Source organism: Mesorhizobium sp. M0437 (genome assembly GCF_040321335.1).
GTDB lineage: Bacteria > Pseudomonadota > Alphaproteobacteria > Rhizobiales > Rhizobiaceae > Mesorhizobium.
Genome location: NZ_JAMYRK010000032.1, coordinates 44745 through 66974 on the forward strand (window position 1 = coordinate 44745; position 22230 = coordinate 66974).

Here is a 22230-nt window from a genome sequence, read left to right on the forward strand (position 1 = left end):
TCTTCCTTCTCCCCTTGCGGGAGAAGGTGTCGCCGAAGGCGACGGATGAGGGGTGTTCCAGATGGCACCGACAGCACTCCGGCCAACACCCCTCATCCGTCTCGGCGCTTCGCGCCGATCCACCTTCTCCCACAAGGGGAGAAGGGAAAACCTAACCAAACAAGGACGAACGAATGGACATGCTGGACGAAGCGGCTGAGAAGCCGAAGGACGACGCCGACGTCAGGGTCGGCCGGCGCGTGCGGGCGCTCAGGCTGGAGCGCAATCTCTCGCTGGCCGAACTTGCCGCCAAGGCAGGTGTCTCGATCGGTGCACTGAGCCAGATCGAGCGCGGCATGTCGTCATTGCGGGTGCGAGTGATCTGGCCGCTCGCCGCCGCCCTCGATATAGAGCCGTCGGCGCTGATCGCTGACGGCAAGGATGTCGGCAACGATCTTTATTGTGTGCGCGCCAACAGCCGGCGTCAGATCCCGGTCAAATCGGAAGGCATCGCCAAGGCGCTGCTGTCGCCGCCGGCCGCCACGCTGACCGGCATGCTGGTGACCGTTGACGCCGGTGGCGGCACCGCCGAAGCTTACGCCCATGCCGGCCATGAATTCGGCTTCGTCCTGTCGGGCGAGGTCGAGCTGGTGGTCGATTCGACCAGATACGGGCTGAAGGCCGGCGACAGCTTCGCCTTCAGGAGCACGTTGCTGCATGCCTTCCGCAATCCGGGCAGGGAGCGCTGCCAGATCCTGTGGGTCAACACCACCAAGCCGTCCGAGGTTCGCGATGGCGCCTGATCCTCTCGTCCGGCTGGACAAGGTCTCCAAGATTTTCCCCGGCGGCATCGTCGGGCTCGACGCCGTCGATCTTGACATTGCCCGCGGCGAGTTCCTGACCTTGCTCGGACCGTCCGGCTGCGGCAAGACCACCAGCCTGCGTGTCATCGCCGGCTTCGAGAGCCCGTCGAACGGCAAGGTCCTGCTCGAAGGCCGCGACATCACGGCGCTCAGGCCCTTCGCCCGTCCTGTCAATACCGTGTTCCAGGACTACGCGCTGTTCCCACACATGAACGTCGCCGAAAATGTCGGCTTCGGCCTGTCGCTGCGCAAGCTCTCCGGTGCCGAACAGGCAAAGCGCGTCGGCGCAGCGCTCGACATGGTCGGCCTTGCCGAGAAGCTCGGCGCCCGCGTGTCCGAATTGTCGGGTGGCCAGCGCCAGCGCGTCGCGCTTGCCCGCGCGATCGTCTGCGAGCCGCGCGTGCTGCTGCTCGACGAGCCGCTGTCGGCGCTCGATGCGCATCTGCGCGAGCAGATGCAGGTCGAACTGAAGCGGCTGCAGTCGCGGCTTGGCACCACTTTCGTCATGGTCACTCACGACCAGACCGAGGCGCTGTCGATCTCAGACCGCATCGTCGTCATGAACAAGGGCCGCATAGAGCAGATTGCGCCGCCGGCGACCCTTTACGACCGGCCCGCCACCAAATTCGTCGCCAGCTTCATCGGCACCATGAACCTTCTGCAGTCGCGCTTTGTCGGCCGTGACGGCGAGCGCTTGCGGTTCGCCGCCGGCGCCCTGCCGCTGGAAGCGATTTCGGATAAAGGCGAACTGCCTGGCGAGGGCACGATGCGCACCATTGGCGTGCGTCCGGAGGATCTTTTGGCGACGACCGAGGCCACGGCCGGCACTGTACCGGTGCGGGTGAACAGCATCGTCTTTCACGGCCGCACCTTGCGCCTTCATGCAGAGTTGGGGCAGGGGACACAGGTGGTGATCGACGCGCCGCGCCGGACAGAGGGTTTTCAATTCAGCGTCGGCGACGTGGCGCATATCAGCCTGCGCCGTGGTGCCAACTGCCCTATGCTGCCTAGCTAGTCTCACTCATTTCCAGAAAACCGGAGCACGGCCCATGAGCAATCATCTCAATTTTTTCATCGGCGGCAAATGGGTCGGCCCCGTGGTTCCGGCAACACTGGATGTCATCGATCCGTCCACTGAAGAGGCCTACACCAAAATCTCGGTCGGCTCGAAAGCCGATGTCGACAAGGCCGTGGCTGCAGCCAAGGCGGCATTCCCGGCCTTTTCGCAAACGACCAAGGCCGAGCGCCTGAAGCTGCTGAAGCGTATCCTCGAAGTCTACAATGAGCGCTACGAGGACATCGCCCAGGCGGTCAGCCAGGAAATGGGCGCGCCGATCAGGTGGGCGCGCGAGGCGCAGGCCTGGGCGGGCAGGGCGCATATGGAAGCCACCATCAAGGCGCTGGAGGATTACGAATTCAGCGAGAAGCGCGGCACCACCATGGTGGTCAAGGAGCCGATCGGCGTCTGCGCGCTGATTACACCGTGGAACTGGCCGCTCAACCAGATAGTCTGCAAGGTAGCGCCGGCCATCGCCGCCGGCTGCACCGTCATTTTAAAGCCTTCCGAAATCGCGCCGATCAGCGGCATCATCTTTTCCGAGGTGATGGACGCCGCCGGCACGCCGAAGGGCGTCTACAATATGGTGAATGGCACCGGTCCGGATGTCGGCCAGGTCATGGCTGGCCATCCCGATGTCGACATGGTCTCGTTCACCGGATCGACCCGGGCCGGCATCATCGTCGCCAAGACGGCGGCCGAGACGGTAAAGCGCGTGGCGCAGGAGCTCGGCGGCAAATCGGCCAACATCGTGCTGCCCGACGCTGACTTCGAGACGGCGGTGCGCAAGGGTGTCAACGCCTGCTTCGGCAATAGCGGCCAGTCCTGCGATGCGCCGACCCGCATGCTGGTGCCGGCCGGCCGTCACGACGAGGCGCTGACGATCGCCAGAAAGGCCGCCGAACGGCACAAGGTCGGCGACCCGCGCTCGGAGGAGACCAAGCTCGGGCCGGTGGTCAGCAACGTCCAGTTCGACAAGATCCAGCGGTTGATCGAGGCAGGTATCGCCGAGGGTGCGACGCTGGTCACCGGCGGCCCCGGCCGGCCGGAACACCTCAACCGTGGCTATTATGTGCGACCGACCGTTTTCGGCCACGTCAGGCCTGGCATGACCATCGAGAAGGAGGAGATTTTCGGGCCGGTCCTGTCGGTCATCTCCTACGATGACGATGATGATGCGGTGAAGATCGCCAACGACACCGTCTATGGCCTGGCTGCCTATGTGCAGTCCGGGGATATCGACCACGCCCGCAAGATTGCCAGCCGGCTACGCGCCGGGCAGGTCTCGATCAACTATCCGGAATGGGACACGTTCGCGCCCTTCGGCGGCTACAAGCAGTCCGGCAACGGCCGCGAATACGCCGACTGGGCGATCCACGACTTCCTCGAGATCAAGGGCATCATCGGCTACGGCGCCTGAGCGTTCAACATTGGCATTACGCCAACCGTCAAGTTTGTTGCGAGCGTTGGTGCCTTCGGCACCGGCGTTCGGCTGAACGGCCACAACGATTGCGTGGCCGCAATGTGAGTGCGAAGCAGGGTCGCCTCAGATCGTCTTGAGATAGCCGGCCAACTGATCCGCCACCGTGCCCCAGCCGTCGTAGAAGCCCATCTCCTCGTGGCTGTTGCGCGTGGCTTCGTCGCGGTGGATGGCGGTGGCGGTGTAGCGCGTCGTCTCGCCATGCGATTGCAGCGCTATGACGGCTGTGATGAATGGGTCGCCTGACGGCCGGTAGCCGGGCAGCAGCGCATCGGTCCACACCAGCCGCTCGTCCTGGACGATCTCGAGGTAGCAGCAACGCCGATCGTTGACCTCCTTGCCGTCGGGCGACTGCATGCGGGTGCGGAACAGGCCGCCGGGCCGCAGGTCGATCTCGCAATCGGTGATGATCCACGGCTTCGGCGTGAACCATTGGCTGACATGCTCGGGTCTCGTCAGGGCCATCCACAGCAGTTCTCGCGGCGCCTCGATCGTCCGTTGGAGCACGAGGTCGAGCTTCGGATCGGGTTGGAACAACGGGACCATATTCATCTGTCTGTCTCCTTGAGTTTCAGCACGTAGTTGTCGAACTGGTCGAGACGGCGCTCCCACAGCGCACGCTGCTCGGCCAACCAGTTTTCCGCGAGCTTCAACGGCTCCGGCGCGAGCCGGTAGGTCCTGACGCGGCCGGCCTTTTCCGAATGCACCAGCCCGCAGCCTTCCAGAACCCTGAGGTGCTCGATGAAGGATGGCAGGGCCATCTCGAACGGCCGGGCAAGCTCGCTGACCGAGGCGGGGCTTCGGTTCAGTCGCTCGACCACGCGTCGCCGGGTCGGATCGGCGAGCGCCCGGAAAATGCCGTCAATGGGCGGGGGGCTTTCGGTCTGCCGGCCCGTCATGTCGTTTCCTTGCCTCGGCTATTTCGTGAGAAAATTAGCTCGGGAAATAGTTAGGAAGATTCCTTACTATTGGCAAGCGCGAAAATCGCAGACGGCCGGCGAGGCCGCTGGAAAAGTGAGAGGCGCGGTTTTAGGGTGCCGTCAGATTCGACTGGTCCGAGGACGCGTTTTGACGATCACCATGTACGGCATCACCAATTGCGATACGGTCAAGAAGGCGCGTTCCTGGCTGGCGAGCCACGATGTTGCCTATCGCTTTCACGACTACAGGGCAGACGGGCTTGAGGCGGATCGGCTGAACGGCTGGTCAGGCAAGGTCGGCTGGGAAATTCTGCTCAACAAGGCGAGCACAACGTTCCGTGAACTGTCGGACGAGGACAGACTGGGCCTGGACGAGAAGAAGGCCAAGGCGCTGATGCTGGCCAAACCGACGATGATCAAGCGTCCGGTGCTGGAACTTGGCGACAGGGTTCTCGTCGGGTTCAAGCCCGATGTTTATCAGCAGGCGGTGAGTGGGAAGTAGAACCGACCCGCCGCGATCCGTCGCGCCCCCCTCTGTCCTGCCGGACATCTCCCCCTCTGGTGGGGAGATTGGATGTCACTTCGGCTTTTGCTAGTCTCCAAAGAAGGGCGCTTTCGGCGAAGCTGCCAATCTCCCCCCTTGAGGGGGAGATGGCCGGCAGGCCAGAGGGGGGCGCTGTCCCGCCGGCGTGGCTAATTGATCCCACGTAAATAGCTCGCCAGTGCCACCGCATTGTTGTGCGCCTCGTCATGGGCGCCGTAGAGCAGCGTCACCTTGCCTTCACGGAGCAAGGCACGTAGTTCCGCCACCGCCTCGCCGTTCCGGTCGAGCTCATCGCGGTATCGCCGCTGGAACTCCGCCCAGCGCGCCGGCTCATGGCCGAACCATTTGCGCAACCCATTGCTTGGCGCGATGTCCTTTAGCCAGAGCGTCAGCGCCGCGTCCTCTTTGCGGACGCCGCGAGGCCATATGCGGTCGACGAGCACCCGCTGCCCGTCATCGGGCGCCGGCGGCTCATAGATGCGCTTGACCGCGAGCTCCATTGCCAACTCCGCATGGGCCAGCAGGCGCCGCTGCTTGCTGGCCTTCGTTTAGAGATCCCGGGCCTAAACCCACTCGCCCTTGCGCATCACCGGCACGCGGCTGCCGTCCTTATGGACACCGTCTATGTCGATCTTGTCCGAGCCGATCATCCAGTCGATGTGGATGAAACTCTTGTTGCCGCCGCGCGCCGCGATCTCGTCCTGGCTGAGCGAGGCGCCGTCGACGAAGCACTTCGAATAGCACTGGCCGAGCGCGATGTGGCAGGCGGCGTTCTCGTCGAACAGCGTGTTGAAAAACAGCAGCCCGCTCTTGGCGATCGGCGAGGAATGCGGCACCAGCGCCACCTCGCCGAGACGGCGCGAGCCTTCGTCGGTGTCGAGCACCTTTTGCAGCACATCCTCGCCCTTCGTGGCCTTGGCCTCGACAATGCGGCCCGCCTCGAAACGCACCGCAATGCCATCGATCAGGGTGCCCTGATAGGACAGCGGCTTGGTGCTGGTGACATGGCCTTCGACGCGCCTTGCATGCGGCGTGGTGAAAACCTCTTCGGTCGGGATGTTGGGGTTGCAGGTGATGCCGTTCTTGGCGGTCGAGGCGCCGCCCATCCACTCGTGGCCGTCGGCCAGCCCGACGGTCAGGTCGGTGCCGGGGCCGGTGAAATGCAGCGCGTGGAAATTGTGGCCGTTCAGCCATTCGGTGCGGCTCTTCAACGCCGCATTGTGCGCCGTCCAATTGCCGATCGGGTCTTCGACATCCACCCGCGAGGCGGCAAAGATAGCGTCAGCGAGCTTGGCCACGGCGACGTCGTCGGCGTCGTCCGGGAATACCTGCTTGGCCCAGGCCTGATCGGGATAGGCGACGATGTTCCAGTTGATGTCGAAGCCGGTGATCTTCTCCAGCGCCGGCTGGTAAGCCATCGAATTCGCCTTGTTGGCACGCGCCACCTTTGCCGGGTCCTGCGCCGAAAGCAGCGACGGATCCTCGCCGCGCACGGCGAGTCTCGCCGCATTGTTGGCGAAGGCTTTTGCCATGCCTTCGTAGAGCCAGCCGGCGGCGCGGTCGAAACCGGCGTCGGCGCCGTAGCGGAAGCGCGCGAGCGTGATCTCATCGTCGTTGAAGATCGGCGTCACCAGGCCGGCACCTGCCTTGTAGGCGTGCTCGATGATGCGCCGCGTCAAAGGCAGCGCGGCAATAGACGAGGTCAGCACCAGATCCTGCCCCGGCTGCAATTGCAGCCCGACCTTGACGGCGACCTCCGCCAGCCTGTCGAGCTTCACCGGGTCGATGCTTGCGGAAACGCCGCGCGAATGTGTGGTCATGATCCTGCCTGCCGTGATTGGGGACTGTTTCTTACATAGACCGGCGCTGCCGACCTTTCCACCGTGATGTGCCGGCAGGTCTAGCTGACGCTCTCGATCGACCTGAACTGCGCCATCGTCGCCTCGATCTCTTCGCGGATCCAGGTCTTGAAATCCCTGACTTTGCGGCTTTCGCTCTTGCTGGCCGAGGTCACCAGCCAATAGCCGAGGCCGCTCTGGGCGCGTATGCCGAATGGCGCGACGAGACGTCCGTCGGCCAGTGCGTCGGCGGCCAGCAACTGCCAGCCGAGCATGACGCCGTGACCGGCAATCGCCGATTCCAGGCACAGCATCGGATCGGTGAAGCGTGCGCCCTTCATGAAGGTGACCGGCTTCACCCCGGCCGCTTCGAACCAGCTCTCCCAACTGATCATCGATCTTTCGTCCGTGATCGCACAGGTCAAAGCAAGGTCCTCGATCGATTTCAGCTTGCTGGCGATCACCGGTGCACAGACCGGAAATACCTCCTGCGCCAGCAGCAATTCGGCGCGCCCGCCCGGCCATTTGCCGTCGCCGAGCCGAATGGCGACGTCGATGTCCGAACGATCGAGATCGGCAAGCCGCACCGAGGCATCGATGCGCAGGAGCACGTTCGGATGGCGGGCAAAATGCCGCGACAGCCGCGGCAGCAGCCATTTCGAGGCGAAAGCCGGCGCCACCGAAACCACCAGCGTGCACTCCGAGCTTTCGTCGGCAAGCGCCACCGCATGTGCGAGTTCGCGGAAGCCTGCGCTGAGCCGCGCGGTAAAGACGGTGCCGAATTCGGTCGCCACCAGGCCAGCTGGCGTTCGTTCGAACAGCGCCCGGCCGAGTTGTTTTTCTGTTCGGTTGATCTGCTGGCTGACGGCGCTGACCGAGACGTTGAGCTCGCCGGCCGCCGCCGCAACCGAGCCCAGGCGGGCAACGGTTTCCACGGCGCGCAAGCCGTTGAGATGGACGCGGTTCAGAGTAGCCATACAGTTTTTCTAAACTGGAGCGGCGGAAATCTCAATTGCCAGACGCTAACGAACGGCGGATTCTAAGTGGGTTACGCAGAGTGAGGAGGCAAATCCGATGAAGATTTTATCATGGCTCGGCGCCTTTTCTTCGATCGGAACGCAGCCGCACCAGGATGACAGCGAGGCCACCAGCTGGGTGACTGATCCGCTGTCGCATCCGGTGCTCGACACCATGTCGGAGCGCGAACTCGCCGACATGCCGTTCAGGCTGACCGCGCGTCGTACCCGCTTCGAGACCGCCCCGCCAAGGACCTGCTGCGGCTGAACAAGGACTTGCTGGCACTTCAGGTGAGCCGGCCGCCGACGCGGCTGCGCAGCCCTTCTGGCCCAATAAAAGGCGGATTGTCTCGCCGTCAGGCGCACCTATGGTGCACCGCGATGAACATCGCTTCGCCCTTGCGCCTGGCAATCGCCGGCATGATCGCCCTGGCCGTCGCCATGGGCATCGGCCGTTTCGTCTATACGCCGATCCTGCCCGGCATGATGGAAGAGCTCGGCCTGTCGCCGGCCGATGCCGGCTGGATCGCATCGGCCAATTATCTCGGCTACCTCGTCGGCGCGCTTGCCGCCACCGGCGGCTGGGCGCAAGGCCGCGAGCGCCAGCTGATGCTGGCCGGCCTTGCCGCCACCGCGATCCTCGCCGGCCTGATGGGCCTGAGCGGCACCATGCCCGGCTTTCTCCTCATCCGCTTTCTTGCCGGCCTCGCCAGTGCCTTCGTGCTGGTCTTCATGACCAGCATCGTTTTCGGTCATCTCGCCGCGGCCGGGCGAAACGACCTGCAGGCGCTGTATTTCGGCGGTGTCGGCCTCGGCATCGCGGCGTCCTCGGCGCTGTTGGCGCTCCTCGTCACCGAACATGCCGGCTGGGCGGCGGGCTGGCTGTGGTCGGCGGTGATTTCGGCCTGCGGCTTTGCCGCCGTCGCCTTGCTGGCCGGCGGCACCTCGGCCGCGAACAGCACCACCGGGAGCGAGCCGGCACTGCCGAAAGACCGGTCGCTGGTGAAGGTCATTGTCGCCTACGGCCTGTTCGGCTTCGGCTACATCGTCACGGCAACGTTCCTGGTCGCCATCGTCCGCCAGGGCGGCGGCGGCCGCGTCTTCGAGGCCGTGGTCTGGATGGTCACCGGCCTTGCCGGTTTCCCCTCGGTCTGGCTGTGGCAGAAGCTTACGGCCAGGATCGGGCTCTATGCCACCTACGCACTGGGGTGCCTGGTCGAGGTGGTCGGCGTCAGCGCCAGCGTCGCCATGGGCGGGCGCACCGGGCCGCTGCTCGGCGGCCTTCTTGTCGGCGGCACCTTCATCGCCATCACCGCGCTTGGCCTGCAGGCCGGCAGGCAGCTTGCTCCGCAAGCACCACGCCGGATGCTGGCGGTGATGACGGCCGCCTTCGGCCTCGGCCAGATCATCGGCCCGATCGTCGCCGGGCTGCTTGCGCAGGCCTCGGGCAACTTTTTCCTTGCCTCGATCGTGGCCGCCGCCGTCCTGCTCGCTTCCGGCGCGATCGCCTGGTCGGCTGCGCCAAAATCGCCATGATTATGGTCTTGCTCGGTTGCGGGCATCGGGCACGGGCATTTTCTTTCCCACTAATGTGTGACTTTATGCCCGCTGAACCCCGCTGATTTGCGCATCGACCGAGGATTTCGCCACAGTGTTCGTATCGTTTTTTCCGCAGCCGAAGCTGTTCTTCAGTTCGGTCGCCGTCTGGAGCCTCGCGGCCGTTCTGTTTTGGTTTTTTGGAGGAGAGCAACTTGGAGCAGTGTTTGGACTGCCCCCGATGGCCGCCGGCGTCGACAAGATCATTGGCGTGTCGCTCTTTTGGTCGAAGCCATTTCTCTGGTTCTATATATATTTTGCGGCTGTCGTCCTCATCTTCTACGGCTTTTGGGCCTGGTACCGACCTCATCCATGGCGGAATTGGTCGATTCTTGGCACCTCACTGATTCTCTTTGTGATCTATTACCAGGTGCAGGTAAATGTCGCCTTCAATGACTGGTATGGCCCTTTCTACGATCTTATTCAGAAGGCTTTAGGCACACCGTACTCTACGACGCCGTGGGACTTCTATATCCAACTGCTGACAATCATGTGGATTGCGCTTCTGGCTGTGACCGTTGGCGCCCTCAACCGGTTTTTTGTAAGTCATTGGATATTTCGTTGGCGCACCGCAATGAACGAATACTACATGACCAACTGGGAAAGATTGAGGCGCATCGAAGGTGCGTCCCAGCGTGTTCAAGAAGACACGATGCGCTTCTCCAGCACGATGGAGGATCTGGGCGTAAGCTTAGTCGGGTCCATCATGACACTGATAGCGTTCCTTCCCGTGCTGCTGCATCTCTCTGAAAACGTCACGGAACTGCCGATTGTCGGCACGGTGCCTTACTCCCTGGTCGTTGTAGCAATCCTTTGGTCGGCCTTCGGAACTACTTTCTTAGCTGCGGTAGGAATCAAACTGCCGGGTCTCGAATTCCGCACCCAACGTGTCGAGGCAGCCTACCGCAAAGAATTGGTCTATGGTGAGGACGATGCAGATCGCGCCCAACCGCCAACTGTCGCTGACCTTTTTAGAAGCGTAAGAAGCATCTATTTTCGTAAATATTTCCACTACTTATATTTTAACGTTGCTAGAATATTCTATCTACAGATCGACAATATATTTCCATATATTGTTCTTGTTCCTACGATGGTCGCGGGAAAGATCAAGCTCGGCGCTCTGAACCAGATTCTCAACTCCTTTGAGCAGGTCCGATCTTCATTTCAGTATCTGGTCAATGCCTGGCCGACGGTCGTGGAACTGATCTCGATCTACAAGCGCCTGCGCGCCTTCGAGGCGACGCTCGAGGGCGAGCCACTGCCCGAAATCGACCAGCGTTATCTCGAACGTGAGCAAGCCGGCTTGCGCCCTGAGGATCAGCCGGTAAGCTAAAAAGTATCGGGCGGCGATCACTTGCGGCTCAGCCGCCCACCGCCGCCTGCCTTTCGCCTCGCCGCGAAACATAATCGCGAAAGCTGATGCACTCGACGTCCGCTTTGACGCAGACCTCGCCGGCAAAGCGTTCCAGCGCGTTCCAGTAGGCGCCGTCATTCATCAGCGTGAAATGGAAGCCGAGCTCAAGCGGAATGCGCTTGCCCTGGTATTGCGCATCGAAGGCGGCGCGGAACGCGTTATAGGTCCGGTCAGCGAACTCTTCCGCCATGCTCGGCCGCTCGAAGCCGCCGGAATGTCTGACATAGAGATTGTAATCCATGGCGATCACCCGCCTTGAGCTCGGTCCTTCCGGGATCTGCGGCAGCGAAAAGCGCGTGATGCCGTTGACGGTCGGTGGCTCAACCGGCCCACGCGAGACGCCGCTTGCGTCGAGCAGGAAGCCGGCCGCGGGCAGCGCCTCGTAGAGCGCCTTGTTTGCCGACAGATAAGGCGCGCGGAACCCGACCACCGACTTGCGGGCAAAATCGCGCCAGCCCTTCGGTTCAGGAGCAATGCCGTTGATCGAATAGGCGTTTTGGAGAATATGCTTGAACGAGCCGAACTCGCTTAGCCAGTCGGCTTTGCTCCAGTCCTTGCCGTCGAAATGGCCGCAGCCATGGCTGCCGATGTCGTGGCCTTCCGAGGCGGCGAGGTTGATCTGCTCGAGCCGCTCGGCGACTTCCTGTTTGGAGGCGGCAAAGCCGATATTCGATTTGCCTTCCGTCTTGCCGGGCGCGGTGTATTCCTTGCGTGTCTCGGGCGACAACAGGAACACGCAGGAGACGAAATAGGTGAAATGCGCGCCTGTGCGCCGGGCCAGCGCCCGGCTGCGCTGCCACTGCGAAATGTCGCGGGCGCTGTCGAATGAGATGATGACGATCTGCTTCGGTTTTGCCGGCGGCGCCGGCGGGTCGGCGCAAGCCGCGCCGGCAGCAAACACGGCAATGGAAAACGTAACAACGCGGGACAAACGGGGCAAAGGCATCTGACCGGGTCAAGGAATGTAGAAGCGACGCCTACCGGTGAAATATGGCACGGGTACGATCGACCTGTCGGCCGCCGTTGGCGGCGACTGCCTCGTGAATAGGCGATTTTCCCGCCGAACCCCTTCCATGCCGGCAAAATTTCGCTAAAACGCGGGCTCATCAACCGCCCCGGCCGGGGCATGAATGGTTTTGATCCATGTCGGACGACAGTTTTATCCGCGAAGTCAACGAAGAGATTCGTCGCGACCAGGCGCATGCGCTGTGGGACCGTTTCGGTCCCGCCTTGCTCGTGCTGGCCGTGCTGGTGGTGCTCGGCACTGCTGCTTTCGTCGGCTACCGCTATTGGGACGAGACCCGCGCCAACCGCTCCGGCGATGCCTTCTCGCAGGCGCTGAAGCTTGCCAATGACGGCAAGAACGACGAGGCGCTTGCCGCTCTGGAGGCGTTGGAGAAGGACGGCTACGGCGCCTATCCGCTGCTCGCCCGCATGCGCGCGGCAACCGTCAAGGCGGACAAGGGCGACGTCGACGCCGCCGTCAAGGATTTCGACGAGGTCGCCGCCGACACCAAGATTCCCTCCGGCATTCGCGACATGGCGCGCCTCAGGGCAGCGCTGCTACTGGTCGACCACGGCACTTTCGCCGATGTGTCCAGCCGCGTCGAGGCGCTCACCGCCGACACCAACACGCTGCGCCATACGGCGCGCGAGGCGCTTGGCCTTGCCGCCTGGAAGGAAGGCAAGGCGGCGGATGCATTGAAGCTGTTCGACCAGATCGCCGCGGATGACGGCGCCCCGCGCAACACGCGCGAGCGGGCGACTTTGATGTCCGAGCTGATCCGCGGCTCGGGCGGCGTGTCGTGATAGTCCATGACCTTCAAAGTCGCCATCATCGGCCGGCCTAACGTCGGCAAATCGACCCTTTTCAATCGGCTGGTGGGAAGAAAGCTGGCGCTTGTCGACGATACGCCCGGCGTCACACGCGATCGCCGCGTCCATGCCGCAAAGCTCTACGACCTGCATTTCGACGTCATCGACACCGCCGGCTTCGAGGATGCGGCCGCCTCGACGCTGCCCGGCCGCATGCGCGCCCAGACCGAGATCGCCATCCGCGAGGCCGACCTGATCTTTTTTACGATCGATGCCAAGTCCGGGCTGATGCCCGACGACAAGACGTTCGCCGAGATCGTGCGCAAGTCCGGCAAGCCGGTTGTCGTCGTTGCCAACAAGGCTGAGGCACGCGGCGCCCAGGGCGGCATGCTGGAGGCCTGGGAGCTCGGCCTTGGCGAACCGATCCCGGTCTCGGCCGAACACGGCCAGGGCCTGCCCGATTTGCGCGACGCGGTGATCGCGGTACTTGGCGAGGCGCGCGCCTTCGGCGAGGACGAAGAGGCCGGCGAGGATGAGGTCGCCGCCAGCGAGGTGCTGATCGGCGAGGACATCACCGACCCGGACGCCGAGCCGAGCTATGACGACACCAAGCCGATGCGCATCGCCGTCGTCGGCCGCCCCAACGCCGGCAAGTCAACGCTGATCAACGCACTAATCGGCGAGGAGCGGCTGTTGACCGGCCCTGAGGCCGGCATCACTCGCGATTCCATCTCGGTCGACTGGGACTGGCATGGCCGCCGCTTAAAATTGTTCGACACCGCCGGCATGCGCCGCAAGGCCAGGATCCACGAAAAGCTCGAAGTGATGTCGGTGCAGGACGGCTTGCGCGCCATCCGCTTTGCCGAAATCGTCATCATCGTGCTCGACGCCACCATTCCCTTCGAGAAGCAGGATCTGCAGATCGCCGACCTGATCATCCGCGAGGGCCGTGCCCCGGTGATCGCCTTCAACAAATGGGATCTTGTCGACCATCCCCAGGAGCTGCTGGCCGAGCTGCGCGAAAAAACCGAGCGGCTGCTGCCGCAGGCGCGCGGCATGCAGGCGGTGCCGGTGTCGGCCGAGACCGGGCGTGGCCTCGACAAGCTGATGGATGCCGTCATCCGGACGCATCGAGTTTGGAACAGCCGTGTGTCGACCGGCAAGCTCAACCGCTGGCTGGAAGGCATCCTGGCGCATCATCCGCCGCCCGCTGTCGCCGGGCGTCGGCTGAAGATCAAATATGTCACGCAGGCCAAGACGCGGCCGCCGGGCTTCGTCGTCTCCTGCTCACGGCCGGATGCGATGCCGCAATCCTACGTCCGCTATCTCTCGAACAGCCTGCGCGAGGCTTTCGACATGCCCGGCGTGCCGATCCGCATCGCCTTGCGCACCTCGGACAATCCTTTCGCCGGCAAGGCAAAGAAGCGCCACTGAGCCTCTGCCTCTACGCTACGTTGCGCAGAACGGGCGCCGGTTGTGTCTGCGGCAAGGCTTCCAGCGCTGCCTGCAGCAGGATGTCGCCAAGCCGCGCTGCCACGGGGTCGGGCTCGGCCTCCTTGCGGTGCAAGAACAGCGCCATCTTGGGCAAGGCGGGCAGCCCGGCGATTTCCGGCGTCATCGCCCTGACGGTGGCCGGCAGGCCGATATCGGTGCGGATCGTCAGTCCGAGCCCGGCGGCGACGGCTGCCCAGATGCCGCCAAGGCTCGGGCTGGAGAAGGCCATCCGCCATGCCAGGCCGGCGCGGTCGAGCGTTTCGGTCGCCACGCTGCGCAGCAGGCACGGCGCTTCGAGCGCCACCAGCGGCAACGCCTCGCCATCACGCAGGCTGATCTCGATCTGTTTTGCCGGGCCGATCCAGCGCATCTGGACGTCGGCGACATGCCGGCTGTAGGGCAGCGTCGCGCCATTGTGCCAGGCAAGCGCGATATCGAGGCTGCCCGAAATGATCCGTTCGGCAAGCTCATGGCTGCGTGCGATCCTGGCCTCGATCTTGACCTTGGGATGGGCGCGGGCGAAGCGCCCGAGCACCTCCGGCAGCACGGCCTCGCCGAAATCCTCCTGTAGCCCAAGCCGCACCCAACCCTCCAGCTCGACATCGTGGATGGCGGAGGCGGCCTCGTCATTGAGCTCGATCAGCCGCCTCGCGTAGCCGAGCATGGTCTCGCCCGCGTCCGTCAGCGCCAGGCCACGCCCAGATTTGCGGAAGATCGGCATCGCCGCCTGCTCCTCCAGCTTCTTCAATTGCGCACTGATTGCCGAGGTCGAGCGGCCGAGCCGGTCGGCGGCCTTGGCGAAGCTGCCCAGCTCCATGCCGGTAACGAAGCTGCGCAGAACGTCGAGATCGAATGTCACGCGTCGCATGCCAATAATCCTGATATTCGGGACATTACGTCAAAAACTTCCTGATATTCAGTACGAAGCTATGGCGGTAGAGAGAGCGCGTCAAGACCGAATGCAGCCGACCCATGCAGGAGCTGAACCATGTCCGCTGTCGCCACACGAGCAGAATGCAAACCGCTTCGCCCGGCCGCCGTTACCACCCCGTCAGAGGCGGCGGTGCTTCGAGCCAATCATCGCTGGAAGGTGCTGGGCATCGGCGTCGCCGCCAATGCCTGCTTTTCCGCGACCTTCTCCGGCATTCCGGCCACGGCGGTGTTCCTGCGCTCGGGCTATCATCTCTCCAATGGCGAGCTCGGCCTGGCGCTTGGTCTTCTCGGCCTGGGTGTGGCGCTGAGCGAATTGCCGTGGGGGCTGCTGACCGATCGCTGGGGCGACCGCCGCGTGCTGCTGACGGGGCTCGGCGCAACCGCGGTCTGGCTGCTTGTCATGGCCGCGCTGGTCGTGCCGTCACCGGCCCATATTCCCGGCATCGCGCTTCTCGCCGCTGCCCTGCTGGTCACCGGATTGCTCGGCGGCAGCGTCAACGGCTCCAGCGGCCGCGCCATCATGGCCTGGTTCGGCGAAGGCGAGCGCGGCTTTGCCATGAGCATCAGGCAGACGGCGGTGCCGCTTGGCGGCGGGCTTGGCGCGCTGGTGCTGCCGTCGCTCGCTTCGGCCCATGGCTTCACGGCGGTCTTCGGACTGCTGGCGGCTGCCTCCGCGGTCTCGACCTCGCTCGCCTGGCGCTGGCTGCATCAGCCGCCGGCGCATGACGCCGCCCGTTCGAGCAGCGCGGCAAAGCCGGCCGGCCCGGCGCCGCTGCGCAACCCGGCCGTCTGGCGCATCGCGACAGCCATTGGCCTGCTTTGCTTTCCGCAGGTGGCGGTGCTCACCTTTGCTTCCGTGTTCCTGCATGATTTCGCCGGCATGGGAACAGCCGTGATCAGCGCCAGCCTCGCTGCCGTGCAGGTCGGCGCCATGGTCATGCGCGTCTGGAGCGGCCGCTACACCGACCGTCACGGCAACCGCCGGTCGTTCCTGCGTCTGTGCAGCATGCTGAGCGTGGCCGCCTTCACCGTGCTTGCGGCGCTCGTCTTGTTTTCGGGCCAATTCTTGTCAGGCCAAGCGCCGATGCTGTCGCCGGCGATCGTTGCGATGCTGGTCGTGGCCGGCGTCTGCGTCTCCTCCTGGCACGGCGTTGCCTACACCGAGCTTGCGACGCTGGCCGGCGCCAGCTAGGCCGGAACGGCGCTCGGCCTCGCCAACAGCCTGGTCTTCATCGCCTTCTTCCTGGTGCCGATCGCCATTCCCGGGCTTCTCGTGCTCTGCTCGTGGGCAGGCGTCTGGCTGGGTGCGGCTATTTGCGCGCTGATCGCCTGGCCGATCTTTCTTCCGTCAAGCGACGGCCGCAAAAGCGCCTGACTTCGACACGAGATGGGAAAACAACGTTCTAAGCTGTTAACGCCCCATCAAGGTTAATGCATCATTGTAGCTCTCCAGTGGGGTCCGTTGCGTTTCTGGAGAGTTCCGTGCATCGACGTGTTTTGACGCGGCTTGTCGCCGCCGCCGGTGAGAAAAAGCGTTCCTTCCTGTCTCCCCTCGTTATTGGCCTTGGCATCTGGATCGGCTTTCCGACGGTCGCTGCCTATCAGGACATGACAAGCCTGGTCTCCGGTCTTGAGGCGCCGAGCGTCCGCTGGAACGCCTATGTCGAGAAATCCGTCGCCGGCTCCGTTCACGCCGCCGAAATGCCCTTCCTCGATTCCAGCAGCACCGGCTCGCTCTCCGGCTCCGGTGTCCAACTACCCGGCATCGGCGCCGTTTCGTTTCGCGGCAAGGGCAGCATCGCCGGCACGACGCCGGACGAGAACCGCATCACGCGTGCCGACAAGAAGGGCCGCATCATCCAGGTCTCGCCCGTCTCGCCGCCGAAGAACTTCAATGCCGGCTCGATCTTCGAGCGCACCTCTTCGCTGCTCCGCCCAAGCATGGACAGCGGCCTGAGGATGGCTTTCGCCAAGCCCGAGATCAAAGGCAAGGAAATCCAGATCGCCGCCGCCTTCCACACGCGCATCGACAAGAAGCCGGATCCCGGCGTACCGGCGATGCTTGCCGCGCTGGTCAACAATGATCATCCTGACGTGCTGGCGACCGCCTACGCCTCGTCCGCTCCCGATTATGCACAGGCGTCGCCCTTCGAGGCCTTGCTGCAGGACGAGGACCCGAACGACGGCCGCTTCATTCCGCCGCTGAGCAAGGGCGACCATTCCTGGATGCAGACGCCGCTGCCGGCGAGCGTTTTTTCCAAGCAGGAGCAGGCCTGTCTCGCCAACGGCATCTATTTCGAAGCGCGCGGCGAATCCGTGCGCGGCCAGGCCGCCGTCGCCCAGGTCATCCTCAACCGCGTCCGCAACCCCGCCTATCCGAACTCGATCTGCGGCGTCGTCTACCAGAACGACAACTGGTTCAACCGCTGCCAGTTTTCCTTCGCCTGCGACGGCAGGAAGAAGCGCATCGACAACCCCGCTGCCTACAAGACCGCCCAGGATGTCGCCATGGCCGTCACAGCCGGCAAGATCTTCATTCCGGAAGTCGGCTCGTCGACCCATTACTACGCCAACTACGTCCATCCGGGCTGGGCGCGGACGATGCAGAAAATGACCAGGATCGGCCTGCACATCTTCTACCGCACCTATGGTGGCGGCTGGAGCTGAGCGCTCGGGCAGCCCTTGCGTCTTTCGCGCGAGAGCGGCCGATCGAAGACGCATCGCCGCGGGGATTCGGCCGCAGCCCGCCAGAGACCGCGTCGGGCACGATGTCGCACCCGAGCAAGTGGCTGATTTATAACGAAAAAATACTTGAGCTTGAACGTCCGCCCGTGGCTTGACGGGCGCGGACCCTCTAACTATGTTGCCGGCGACTTTAAGAAGCGGACGGACGGTGACGGTCTGACCGGGCAGGGGGGTTGCGTGGCCGACAAGAATGGGCCAGACGGAACCGGCAAAACCGGCCGCGGCAAGCAGCATGAAGCCGACATCCGCGACGACGATCTTGAGCGCCGCCGGCGCGACCTTGAAGCATCGCTTGCGACAAGGCGGCCGGACCGGCTCGAGGGGAAAGACGACGGGAAAACGGGCAGTGTGGCCGGGTACGGCCAGGCGCTCAAGCTGTCCAGCGAGTTCATCGCCGGGATAGTGGTCGGTGCGGCTCTCGGCTGGTTTATCGATCGCGTGGCGGGGACATCGCCATGGGGTCTGATAGTCGGGCTGCTGCTGGGTTTTGTCGCCGGCGTGCTCAACGTCCTGCGTTCAGCCGGGCTTGTGTCGGAATTCGGAACGGGCGACAAACCGCGCGATCCGAAAGAATGAATTGAGGCGCCGCATGCCGGCGCATTGAACAGAATGCTGAAGCCGTCTGCGGCTTTGATGGGGATTTAAAGTGGCTGCTGACAAGGTCGATCCGATCCACCAGTTCCAGATCCATCCGATCATTCCGATTCACATCGGCGGCTACGACCTGTCCTTCACCAATTCGGCTCTGTTCATGCTTGCGACGGTCGCTGTCGCATCGGCGTTTCTCTACCTCAGCACGTCGAGCCGCAGCCTGGTTCCGGGCCGCCTTCAGTCGGTCTCGGAAATGGCCTATGAATTTGTCGGCAATATGCTGAGGGACGCCGCGGGCACGCAAGGCATGAAGTTCTTCCCCTTCGTGTTCTCGTTGTTTATGTTCGTGCTTGTCGCCAACCTGCTTGGCCTGTTCCCGTATTTCTTCACCATCACCAGCCACATCATCGTCACTTTCGGCCTCGCTGCGCTGGTGATCGGAACGGTCCTCGTCTACGGCTTCACCAAGCACGGCCTTGGCTTCCTGAAGCTGTTCGTCCCGCATGGCGTGCCGGTCTACCTGCTGCCGCTGGTGGTGCTGATCGAGGTGATTTCCTTCGTCTCGCGTCCGGTCAGCCTGTCGGTTCGTCTGTTCGCCAACATGCTCGCCGGTCACATCACGCTGAAGGTGTTCTCGGGGTTTGTCGTCAGCCTGAGCGCGCTCGGCGCGGTCGGCGTGGCTGGTTCGGTTCTGCCGCTGGCGATGGCCGTGGCGCTGACGGCGCTGGAGCTGCTGGTCGCGTTCCTGCAGGCCTACGTCTTTGCGGTGCTGACCTGCATGTATCTCAACGACGCCCTGCATCCCGGGCACTGACAAGGTTTCCGGCATTGCCGCCGGATCGATTTTGCAACGGAATTTTAGATCCAAAGGAGTTGAACAAATGGACGCAGAAGCAGCAAAGTACATCGGTGCCGGCATCGCATGCCTCGGCATGGGCGGCGCGGGCATTGGCCTCGGCAACATTTTCGGCAGCTATCTGGCGGGCGCGCTGCGCAACCCGTCGGCAGCCGACGGCCAGTTCGGCCGCCTGATCTTCGGCTTCGCCGTGACCGAAGCGCTGGGTATTTTCTCGCTTCTCATCGCGCTTCTCGCTTTGTTCGGCTGAATGCTTGTTCGGCTGAACATTGGGAAGAATTGAACAGGCCGGCCGCGATCCTGCGGCGGGCCTGAATTTCGGGGATAGTCCATGTTCGTGACATCTGCCTTTGCGCAAGAGTCCGCGCCCGCCGTCGAAGGCGGCAGCGCTAGCACCGGCGTGCCTGCCGAGGCGCACGGCACGTTCCCGCCATTCAATCCGGCGACGTACCCCTCGCAGCTTCTATGGCTGGCAATCACCTTCGGGCTGTTTTATCTCTTCTTGAAACGGGTGGTGATGCCGCGCGTTGGCGGCATCATCGACGTGCGCAACGACCGCATTACCCAGGATCTCGACCATGCTGCCCGGCTGAAAAGCGAGGCCGATGCCGCCGTTGCCGCCTATGAGCAGGAATTGGCGGAAGCCAAGGGCAAGGCCAATGCGATCGGCCAGCAGGCCAACGATGCGGCCAAGGCGGAAGCCGAGGCTGCCCGCAAGACGATCGAGGCAGCGCTTGACCAGAAGCTTGGCGAGGCCGAGGCGCGTATATCTTCTATCAAGGCCAATGCCATGAAGGAAGTCGGCACGATCGCCGAGGACACTGCTTCGGCCATCGTCGAGGCGCTTGTCGGCGGCAAGGCCAGCAAGGCCGAAATCGCGGCCGCGGTCAAATCCGTGGCCGGGTGAGGAGCGCATCATGGACGCCACATCTCTCGCGACGCTTTGGGCAACTGTTGCCCTCGTAATCTTCCTCGGCATCGCCATCTACATCAAGGTGCCGGGCATGATCGCCAAGGCGCTTGATGCGCGTGCCGACAAGATCAGCTCCGAGCTCGAGGAAGCGCGCCGGTTGCGCGAAGAAGCCCAGCAGCTGCTTGGCCAATACCAGCGCAAGCGCAAGGAAGCCGAGCAGGAGGCGGCGGCCATCGTCGCCGCCGCCAAGCGTGAAGCCGACATGCTTGCCGCCGAGGCGCACAAGAAGACCGAGGACTATGTCGCCCGGCGCACCGCCTTGGCCGAGCAGAAGATCGGCCAGGCCGAACGCGAAGCGATCGGCGAAGTGCGTGCCAGCGCTGTCGACATCGCGGTCGAAGCCGCGCGGGCGCTGCTGGCCGGCAAGATCGACGCCAAGGCCGGCGCCGACCTGTTCAACGCCTCGCTGCAGGATTTGAAGTCGAAGCTGAATTAAGCGACTTCGACGAGAAATTCATCGAAAGTCGCCCGGGAAACCTGGCGGCTTTTTTGTTGGCGAAAGCGACTGAGCGCGTAATCTCCCCCCCTCGAGGGGGAGATGGCCGGCAGGCCAGAGCGGGTCGCCGCGCGTGAAGCGCCAGCCTTCTTCTTTCGTCCCGCATGGCGTCGCGCCAGAACGGATAGTGATGGGGTTGTCTAATCGCCGCTGGGACGTCAAGCATGTAATTGCGTCGAGACGACGCTGCCGGGTGCATGGTTGTCTTCGCGGTCGACATCAGTCGCCGCATGATCGAGCTCCGCGGACGAGCCTTCAATGTGGACGACGCACTTTGCTGAGACAGCGGTGCAACCCCATCAGCGGAATGGCTCGGCTCACGTCCCGGCAGGGACGTCTCAGGCGCTCAGATCCTGAACGCTATTCGCAAGATTTCATGCTGTGGCGCCTGCATTTCGATCAAAGAACTCACCGGTCTTGAGCATCGAATGCATTATCACCGCCAGTTTGCGCGCCACAGCCACGGCAGCTCGTTTGAAGCCAACCCTCTCCCGGAGCTTGAGGCCCCACGTGCGCAGGCTGCTGTCGATCGAGCTGCGTGTCAGGATGACCGCCGCAGCCTCATAGAGAAGTCCCCGCAAATGTCGATCGCCGCGTCGGGATATATGGCCGTCATAATCGACTTCTCCCGATTGGTAGCGGCGAGTTGTCAGGCCGATCCAAGCGGCAACAGAGCGGGACTTCTTGAAGTTGCCCGGATCTTCAATGGCAGTGGCGAAAGAGGTTGCGGTAATGGCGCCGATGCCGGGGATCGACATGAGTATGCGGCATGCTTGGCTTTGACGTGCATCTGCGACAAGCTGGCGCCCAAGCTCGGCGGCACGGATGCGAATGCTGCGCCAGGCTTCCAACATCGGTAGGACGACAGGAGCAAGCTCGCTCTGATCGATAAGAAGGCTCCGGACATTCTTTTCGAATGTAGTTCCCTTACCGGCGGGAACGAGCAAGCCGAACGTTTTCATGATCCCTCGGATCTGGTTGGAAAGCTCGACGGTGATCCGGACCAGCCGAGTGCGTGCTGCCACGAGCGTGCGGGTCAACATACTGTCGAAGCCTTTCACGCGCACCTCGCGAAAGAATCCTGCTTCAGCAAGACGCGCCAAACCATCGGCGTCATTCGCATCCGTCTTGTTCGCCGCCATATCGAGAGCGGCTTTGGCATGGCGCGCATCGATGCAGATGGCTGGCAATCCCTCGGCGCGCAGCGCATGATAGAACCAAACTGACAGCGGGCCGGTTTCGAACACGACGCGCTTTGCGGCCGGCGCCCGCTTGCGGACAAGCTCGGCAATGATCCTGGGATCAGATGCGCACTTCCCGCGCCAGATCCGTTCGCCTTCACGGCGGATCGACACTGCCGTCTCTTTCATCGACACGTCGAGACCGATATGTTCTTCCATGGCTGTTCTCCGTTGATGCTGGGCCCGGCGTCCAGTCGTGAGCCCGTATTTCATCTTATCGGGGAACAGCCACCCTCCAAGACTATGATCGGTTCCAGGGCGCGTCGCTCCCGCGATTACCCCATGTGGACGCCCCCTCGACGGCATCGATGTGCCAGAATGGTGGTGTTTGACAGCCACCGTAAGAGAGGGAGCGTCCACAATGGAAGTTAACACGATC

The 22230-nt window shown here is 63.3% G+C and carries 24 protein-coding genes; 16 read left to right on the forward strand and 8 right to left on the reverse strand.

The features are described from left to right. The first annotated feature begins 173 nt into the window (after positions 1 to 173). The 3 genes from NKI72_RS20205 to NKI72_RS20215 are packed head-to-tail and all read left to right on the forward strand — an operon-like array spanning position 174 to position 3319. Positions 174 to 782: a cupin domain-containing protein gene (locus NKI72_RS20205; protein ID WP_352850636.1), complete on the forward strand. Its 609-nt coding sequence runs from the start codon at positions 174 to 176 to the stop codon at positions 780 to 782. Further along, positions 772 to 1857 (forward strand): ABC transporter ATP-binding protein, encoded by a 1086-nt coding sequence (locus NKI72_RS20210; RefSeq protein ID WP_352850637.1) that lies wholly within the window; start codon positions 772 to 774, stop codon positions 1855 to 1857. Before NKI72_RS20205 ends, NKI72_RS20210 begins: the two co-directional genes overlap by 11 nt. Positions 1858 to 1891: 34 nt before the next feature. Continuing rightward, complete coding sequence (locus NKI72_RS20215) at positions 1892 to 3319, forward strand: aldehyde dehydrogenase family protein (protein WP_352850638.1); 1428 nt, start codon at positions 1892 to 1894, stop codon at positions 3317 to 3319. Positions 3320 to 3445: 126 nt separating this feature from the next. Here the strand turns inward: NKI72_RS20215 and NKI72_RS20220 are convergent, their stop codons facing one another. Further along, on the reverse strand, positions 3446 to 3931 hold the full coding sequence (locus NKI72_RS20220; protein ID WP_502896663.1) for an SRPBCC family protein: 486 nt from the start codon (positions 3929 to 3931) through the stop codon (positions 3446 to 3448). After that, positions 3928 to 4278, reverse strand: coding sequence for an ArsR/SmtB family transcription factor (locus NKI72_RS20225; protein ID WP_352850640.1), 351 nt, complete (start codon positions 4276 to 4278; stop codon positions 3928 to 3930). Before NKI72_RS20225 ends, NKI72_RS20220 begins: the two co-directional genes overlap by 4 nt. A 169-nt stretch (positions 4279 to 4447) precedes the next feature. On the opposite strand from NKI72_RS20225, the gene NKI72_RS20230 reads away from it, so the two are divergent. Continuing rightward, positions 4448 to 4801 carry an ArsC family reductase gene (locus NKI72_RS20230; protein ID WP_352615203.1) on the forward strand — a complete coding sequence of 118 codons (354 nt, stop codon included), beginning with the start codon at positions 4448 to 4450 and terminating at the stop codon, positions 4799 to 4801. A 191-nt stretch (positions 4802 to 4992) separates the two neighbouring features. Here the strand turns inward: NKI72_RS20230 and NKI72_RS20235 are convergent, their stop codons facing one another. From NKI72_RS20235 to NKI72_RS20245, 3 genes are all read right to left on the reverse strand, one after another. Then, the gene (locus NKI72_RS20235) at positions 4993 to 5349 is read right to left on the reverse strand and encodes a DUF488 domain-containing protein (RefSeq protein WP_352569431.1); all 357 of its coding nucleotides are present in this window, start codon (positions 5347 to 5349) and stop codon (positions 4993 to 4995) included. 57 nt (positions 5350 to 5406) lie between these two features. Further along, complete coding sequence (locus NKI72_RS20240; protein ID WP_352850641.1) at positions 5407 to 6663, reverse strand: aminopeptidase; 1257 nt, start codon at positions 6661 to 6663, stop codon at positions 5407 to 5409. Between the two features lie 80 nt (positions 6664 to 6743). Then, a complete protein-coding gene (locus tag NKI72_RS20245) occupies positions 6744 to 7658 on the reverse strand; it encodes a LysR substrate-binding domain-containing protein (RefSeq protein WP_352850642.1) in 915 nt (304 codons plus the stop codon). 97 nt (positions 7659 to 7755) lie between these two features. Between NKI72_RS20245 and NKI72_RS20250 the strand changes: the two genes are divergently transcribed. The 3 genes from NKI72_RS20250 to sbmA all read left to right on the forward strand — a co-directional run bounded on the left by NKI72_RS20250 (position 7756) and on the right by sbmA (position 10626). Then, complete coding sequence (locus NKI72_RS20250; RefSeq protein WP_352850645.1) at positions 7756 to 7965, forward strand: hypothetical protein; 210 nt, start codon at positions 7756 to 7758, stop codon at positions 7963 to 7965. A gap of 113 nt (positions 7966 to 8078) precedes the next feature. Next, on the forward strand, positions 8079 to 9233 hold the full coding sequence (locus NKI72_RS20255) for a YbfB/YjiJ family MFS transporter (protein WP_352612339.1): 1155 nt from the start codon (positions 8079 to 8081) through the stop codon (positions 9231 to 9233). 115 nt (positions 9234 to 9348) lie between these two features. Next, positions 9349 to 10626 (forward strand): peptide antibiotic transporter SbmA, encoded by a 1278-nt coding sequence (sbmA, locus tag NKI72_RS20260; protein ID WP_352496676.1) that lies wholly within the window; start codon positions 9349 to 9351, stop codon positions 10624 to 10626. 28 nt (positions 10627 to 10654) lie between these two features. On the opposite strand, the gene NKI72_RS20265 is transcribed toward sbmA, so the two are convergent. Continuing rightward, entirely contained in the window at positions 10655 to 11647 is a 993-nt protein-coding gene (locus NKI72_RS20265) for a polysaccharide deacetylase family protein (RefSeq protein WP_352850649.1), read from the reverse strand. A gap of 203 nt (positions 11648 to 11850) precedes the next feature. Here NKI72_RS20265 and NKI72_RS20270 point away from each other — a divergent pair, with 203 nt between their 5' ends. Together NKI72_RS20270 and der are read left to right on the forward strand one after the other, a co-directional pair. Beyond that, complete coding sequence (locus NKI72_RS20270) at positions 11851 to 12516, forward strand: tetratricopeptide repeat protein (RefSeq protein ID WP_352501999.1); 666 nt, start codon at positions 11851 to 11853, stop codon at positions 12514 to 12516. Between the two features lie 6 nt (positions 12517 to 12522). Further along, positions 12523 to 13956, forward strand: coding sequence for a ribosome biogenesis GTPase Der (der, locus tag NKI72_RS20275; protein ID WP_352501998.1), 1434 nt, complete (start codon positions 12523 to 12525; stop codon positions 13954 to 13956). Positions 13957 to 13966: 10 nt separating this feature from the next. On the opposite strand, the gene NKI72_RS20280 is transcribed toward der, so the two are convergent. Next, positions 13967 to 14884, reverse strand: coding sequence for a LysR substrate-binding domain-containing protein (locus tag NKI72_RS20280; RefSeq protein WP_352850646.1), 918 nt, complete (start codon positions 14882 to 14884; stop codon positions 13967 to 13969). 120 nt (positions 14885 to 15004) lie between these two features. Here NKI72_RS20280 and NKI72_RS20285 point away from each other — a divergent pair, with 120 nt between their 5' ends. From NKI72_RS20285 to NKI72_RS20315, 7 genes are all read left to right on the forward strand, one after another. Beyond that, positions 15005 to 16141, forward strand: a complete 1137-nt coding sequence (locus NKI72_RS20285; protein WP_352850647.1) for an MFS transporter — start codon at positions 15005 to 15007, stop codon at positions 16139 to 16141. A 290-nt stretch (positions 16142 to 16431) separates the two neighbouring features. Further along, the gene (locus NKI72_RS20290; protein ID WP_352612340.1) at positions 16432 to 17616 is read left to right on the forward strand and encodes a cell wall hydrolase; all 1185 of its coding nucleotides are present in this window, start codon (positions 16432 to 16434) and stop codon (positions 17614 to 17616) included. Positions 17617 to 17871: 255 nt separating this feature from the next. Further along, entirely contained in the window at positions 17872 to 18270 is a 399-nt protein-coding gene (locus NKI72_RS20295) for an AtpZ/AtpI family protein (protein ID WP_352473359.1), read from the forward strand. Between the two features lie 70 nt (positions 18271 to 18340). Then, the gene (locus NKI72_RS20300; RefSeq protein WP_352501993.1) at positions 18341 to 19099 is read left to right on the forward strand and encodes a F0F1 ATP synthase subunit A; all 759 of its coding nucleotides are present in this window, start codon (positions 18341 to 18343) and stop codon (positions 19097 to 19099) included. Between the two features lie 67 nt (positions 19100 to 19166). Next, on the forward strand, positions 19167 to 19391 hold the full coding sequence (locus NKI72_RS20305; RefSeq protein WP_006206606.1) for a F0F1 ATP synthase subunit C: 225 nt from the start codon (positions 19167 to 19169) through the stop codon (positions 19389 to 19391). A gap of 81 nt (positions 19392 to 19472) precedes the next feature. Further along, positions 19473 to 20048, forward strand: coding sequence for a F0F1 ATP synthase subunit B (locus tag NKI72_RS20310; protein WP_352501992.1), 576 nt, complete (start codon positions 19473 to 19475; stop codon positions 20046 to 20048). Positions 20049 to 20058: 10 nt separating this feature from the next. Beyond that, on the forward strand, positions 20059 to 20550 hold the full coding sequence (locus NKI72_RS20315; protein WP_023674071.1) for a F0F1 ATP synthase subunit B: 492 nt from the start codon (positions 20059 to 20061) through the stop codon (positions 20548 to 20550). Positions 20551 to 20984: 434 nt separating this feature from the next. Here the strand turns inward: NKI72_RS20315 and NKI72_RS20320 are convergent, their stop codons facing one another. Beyond that, positions 20985 to 22010: an IS110 family RNA-guided transposase gene (locus NKI72_RS20320; protein ID WP_352469319.1), complete on the reverse strand. Its 1026-nt coding sequence runs from the start codon at positions 22008 to 22010 to the stop codon at positions 20985 to 20987. Positions 22011 to 22230 lie beyond the last annotated feature (220 nt).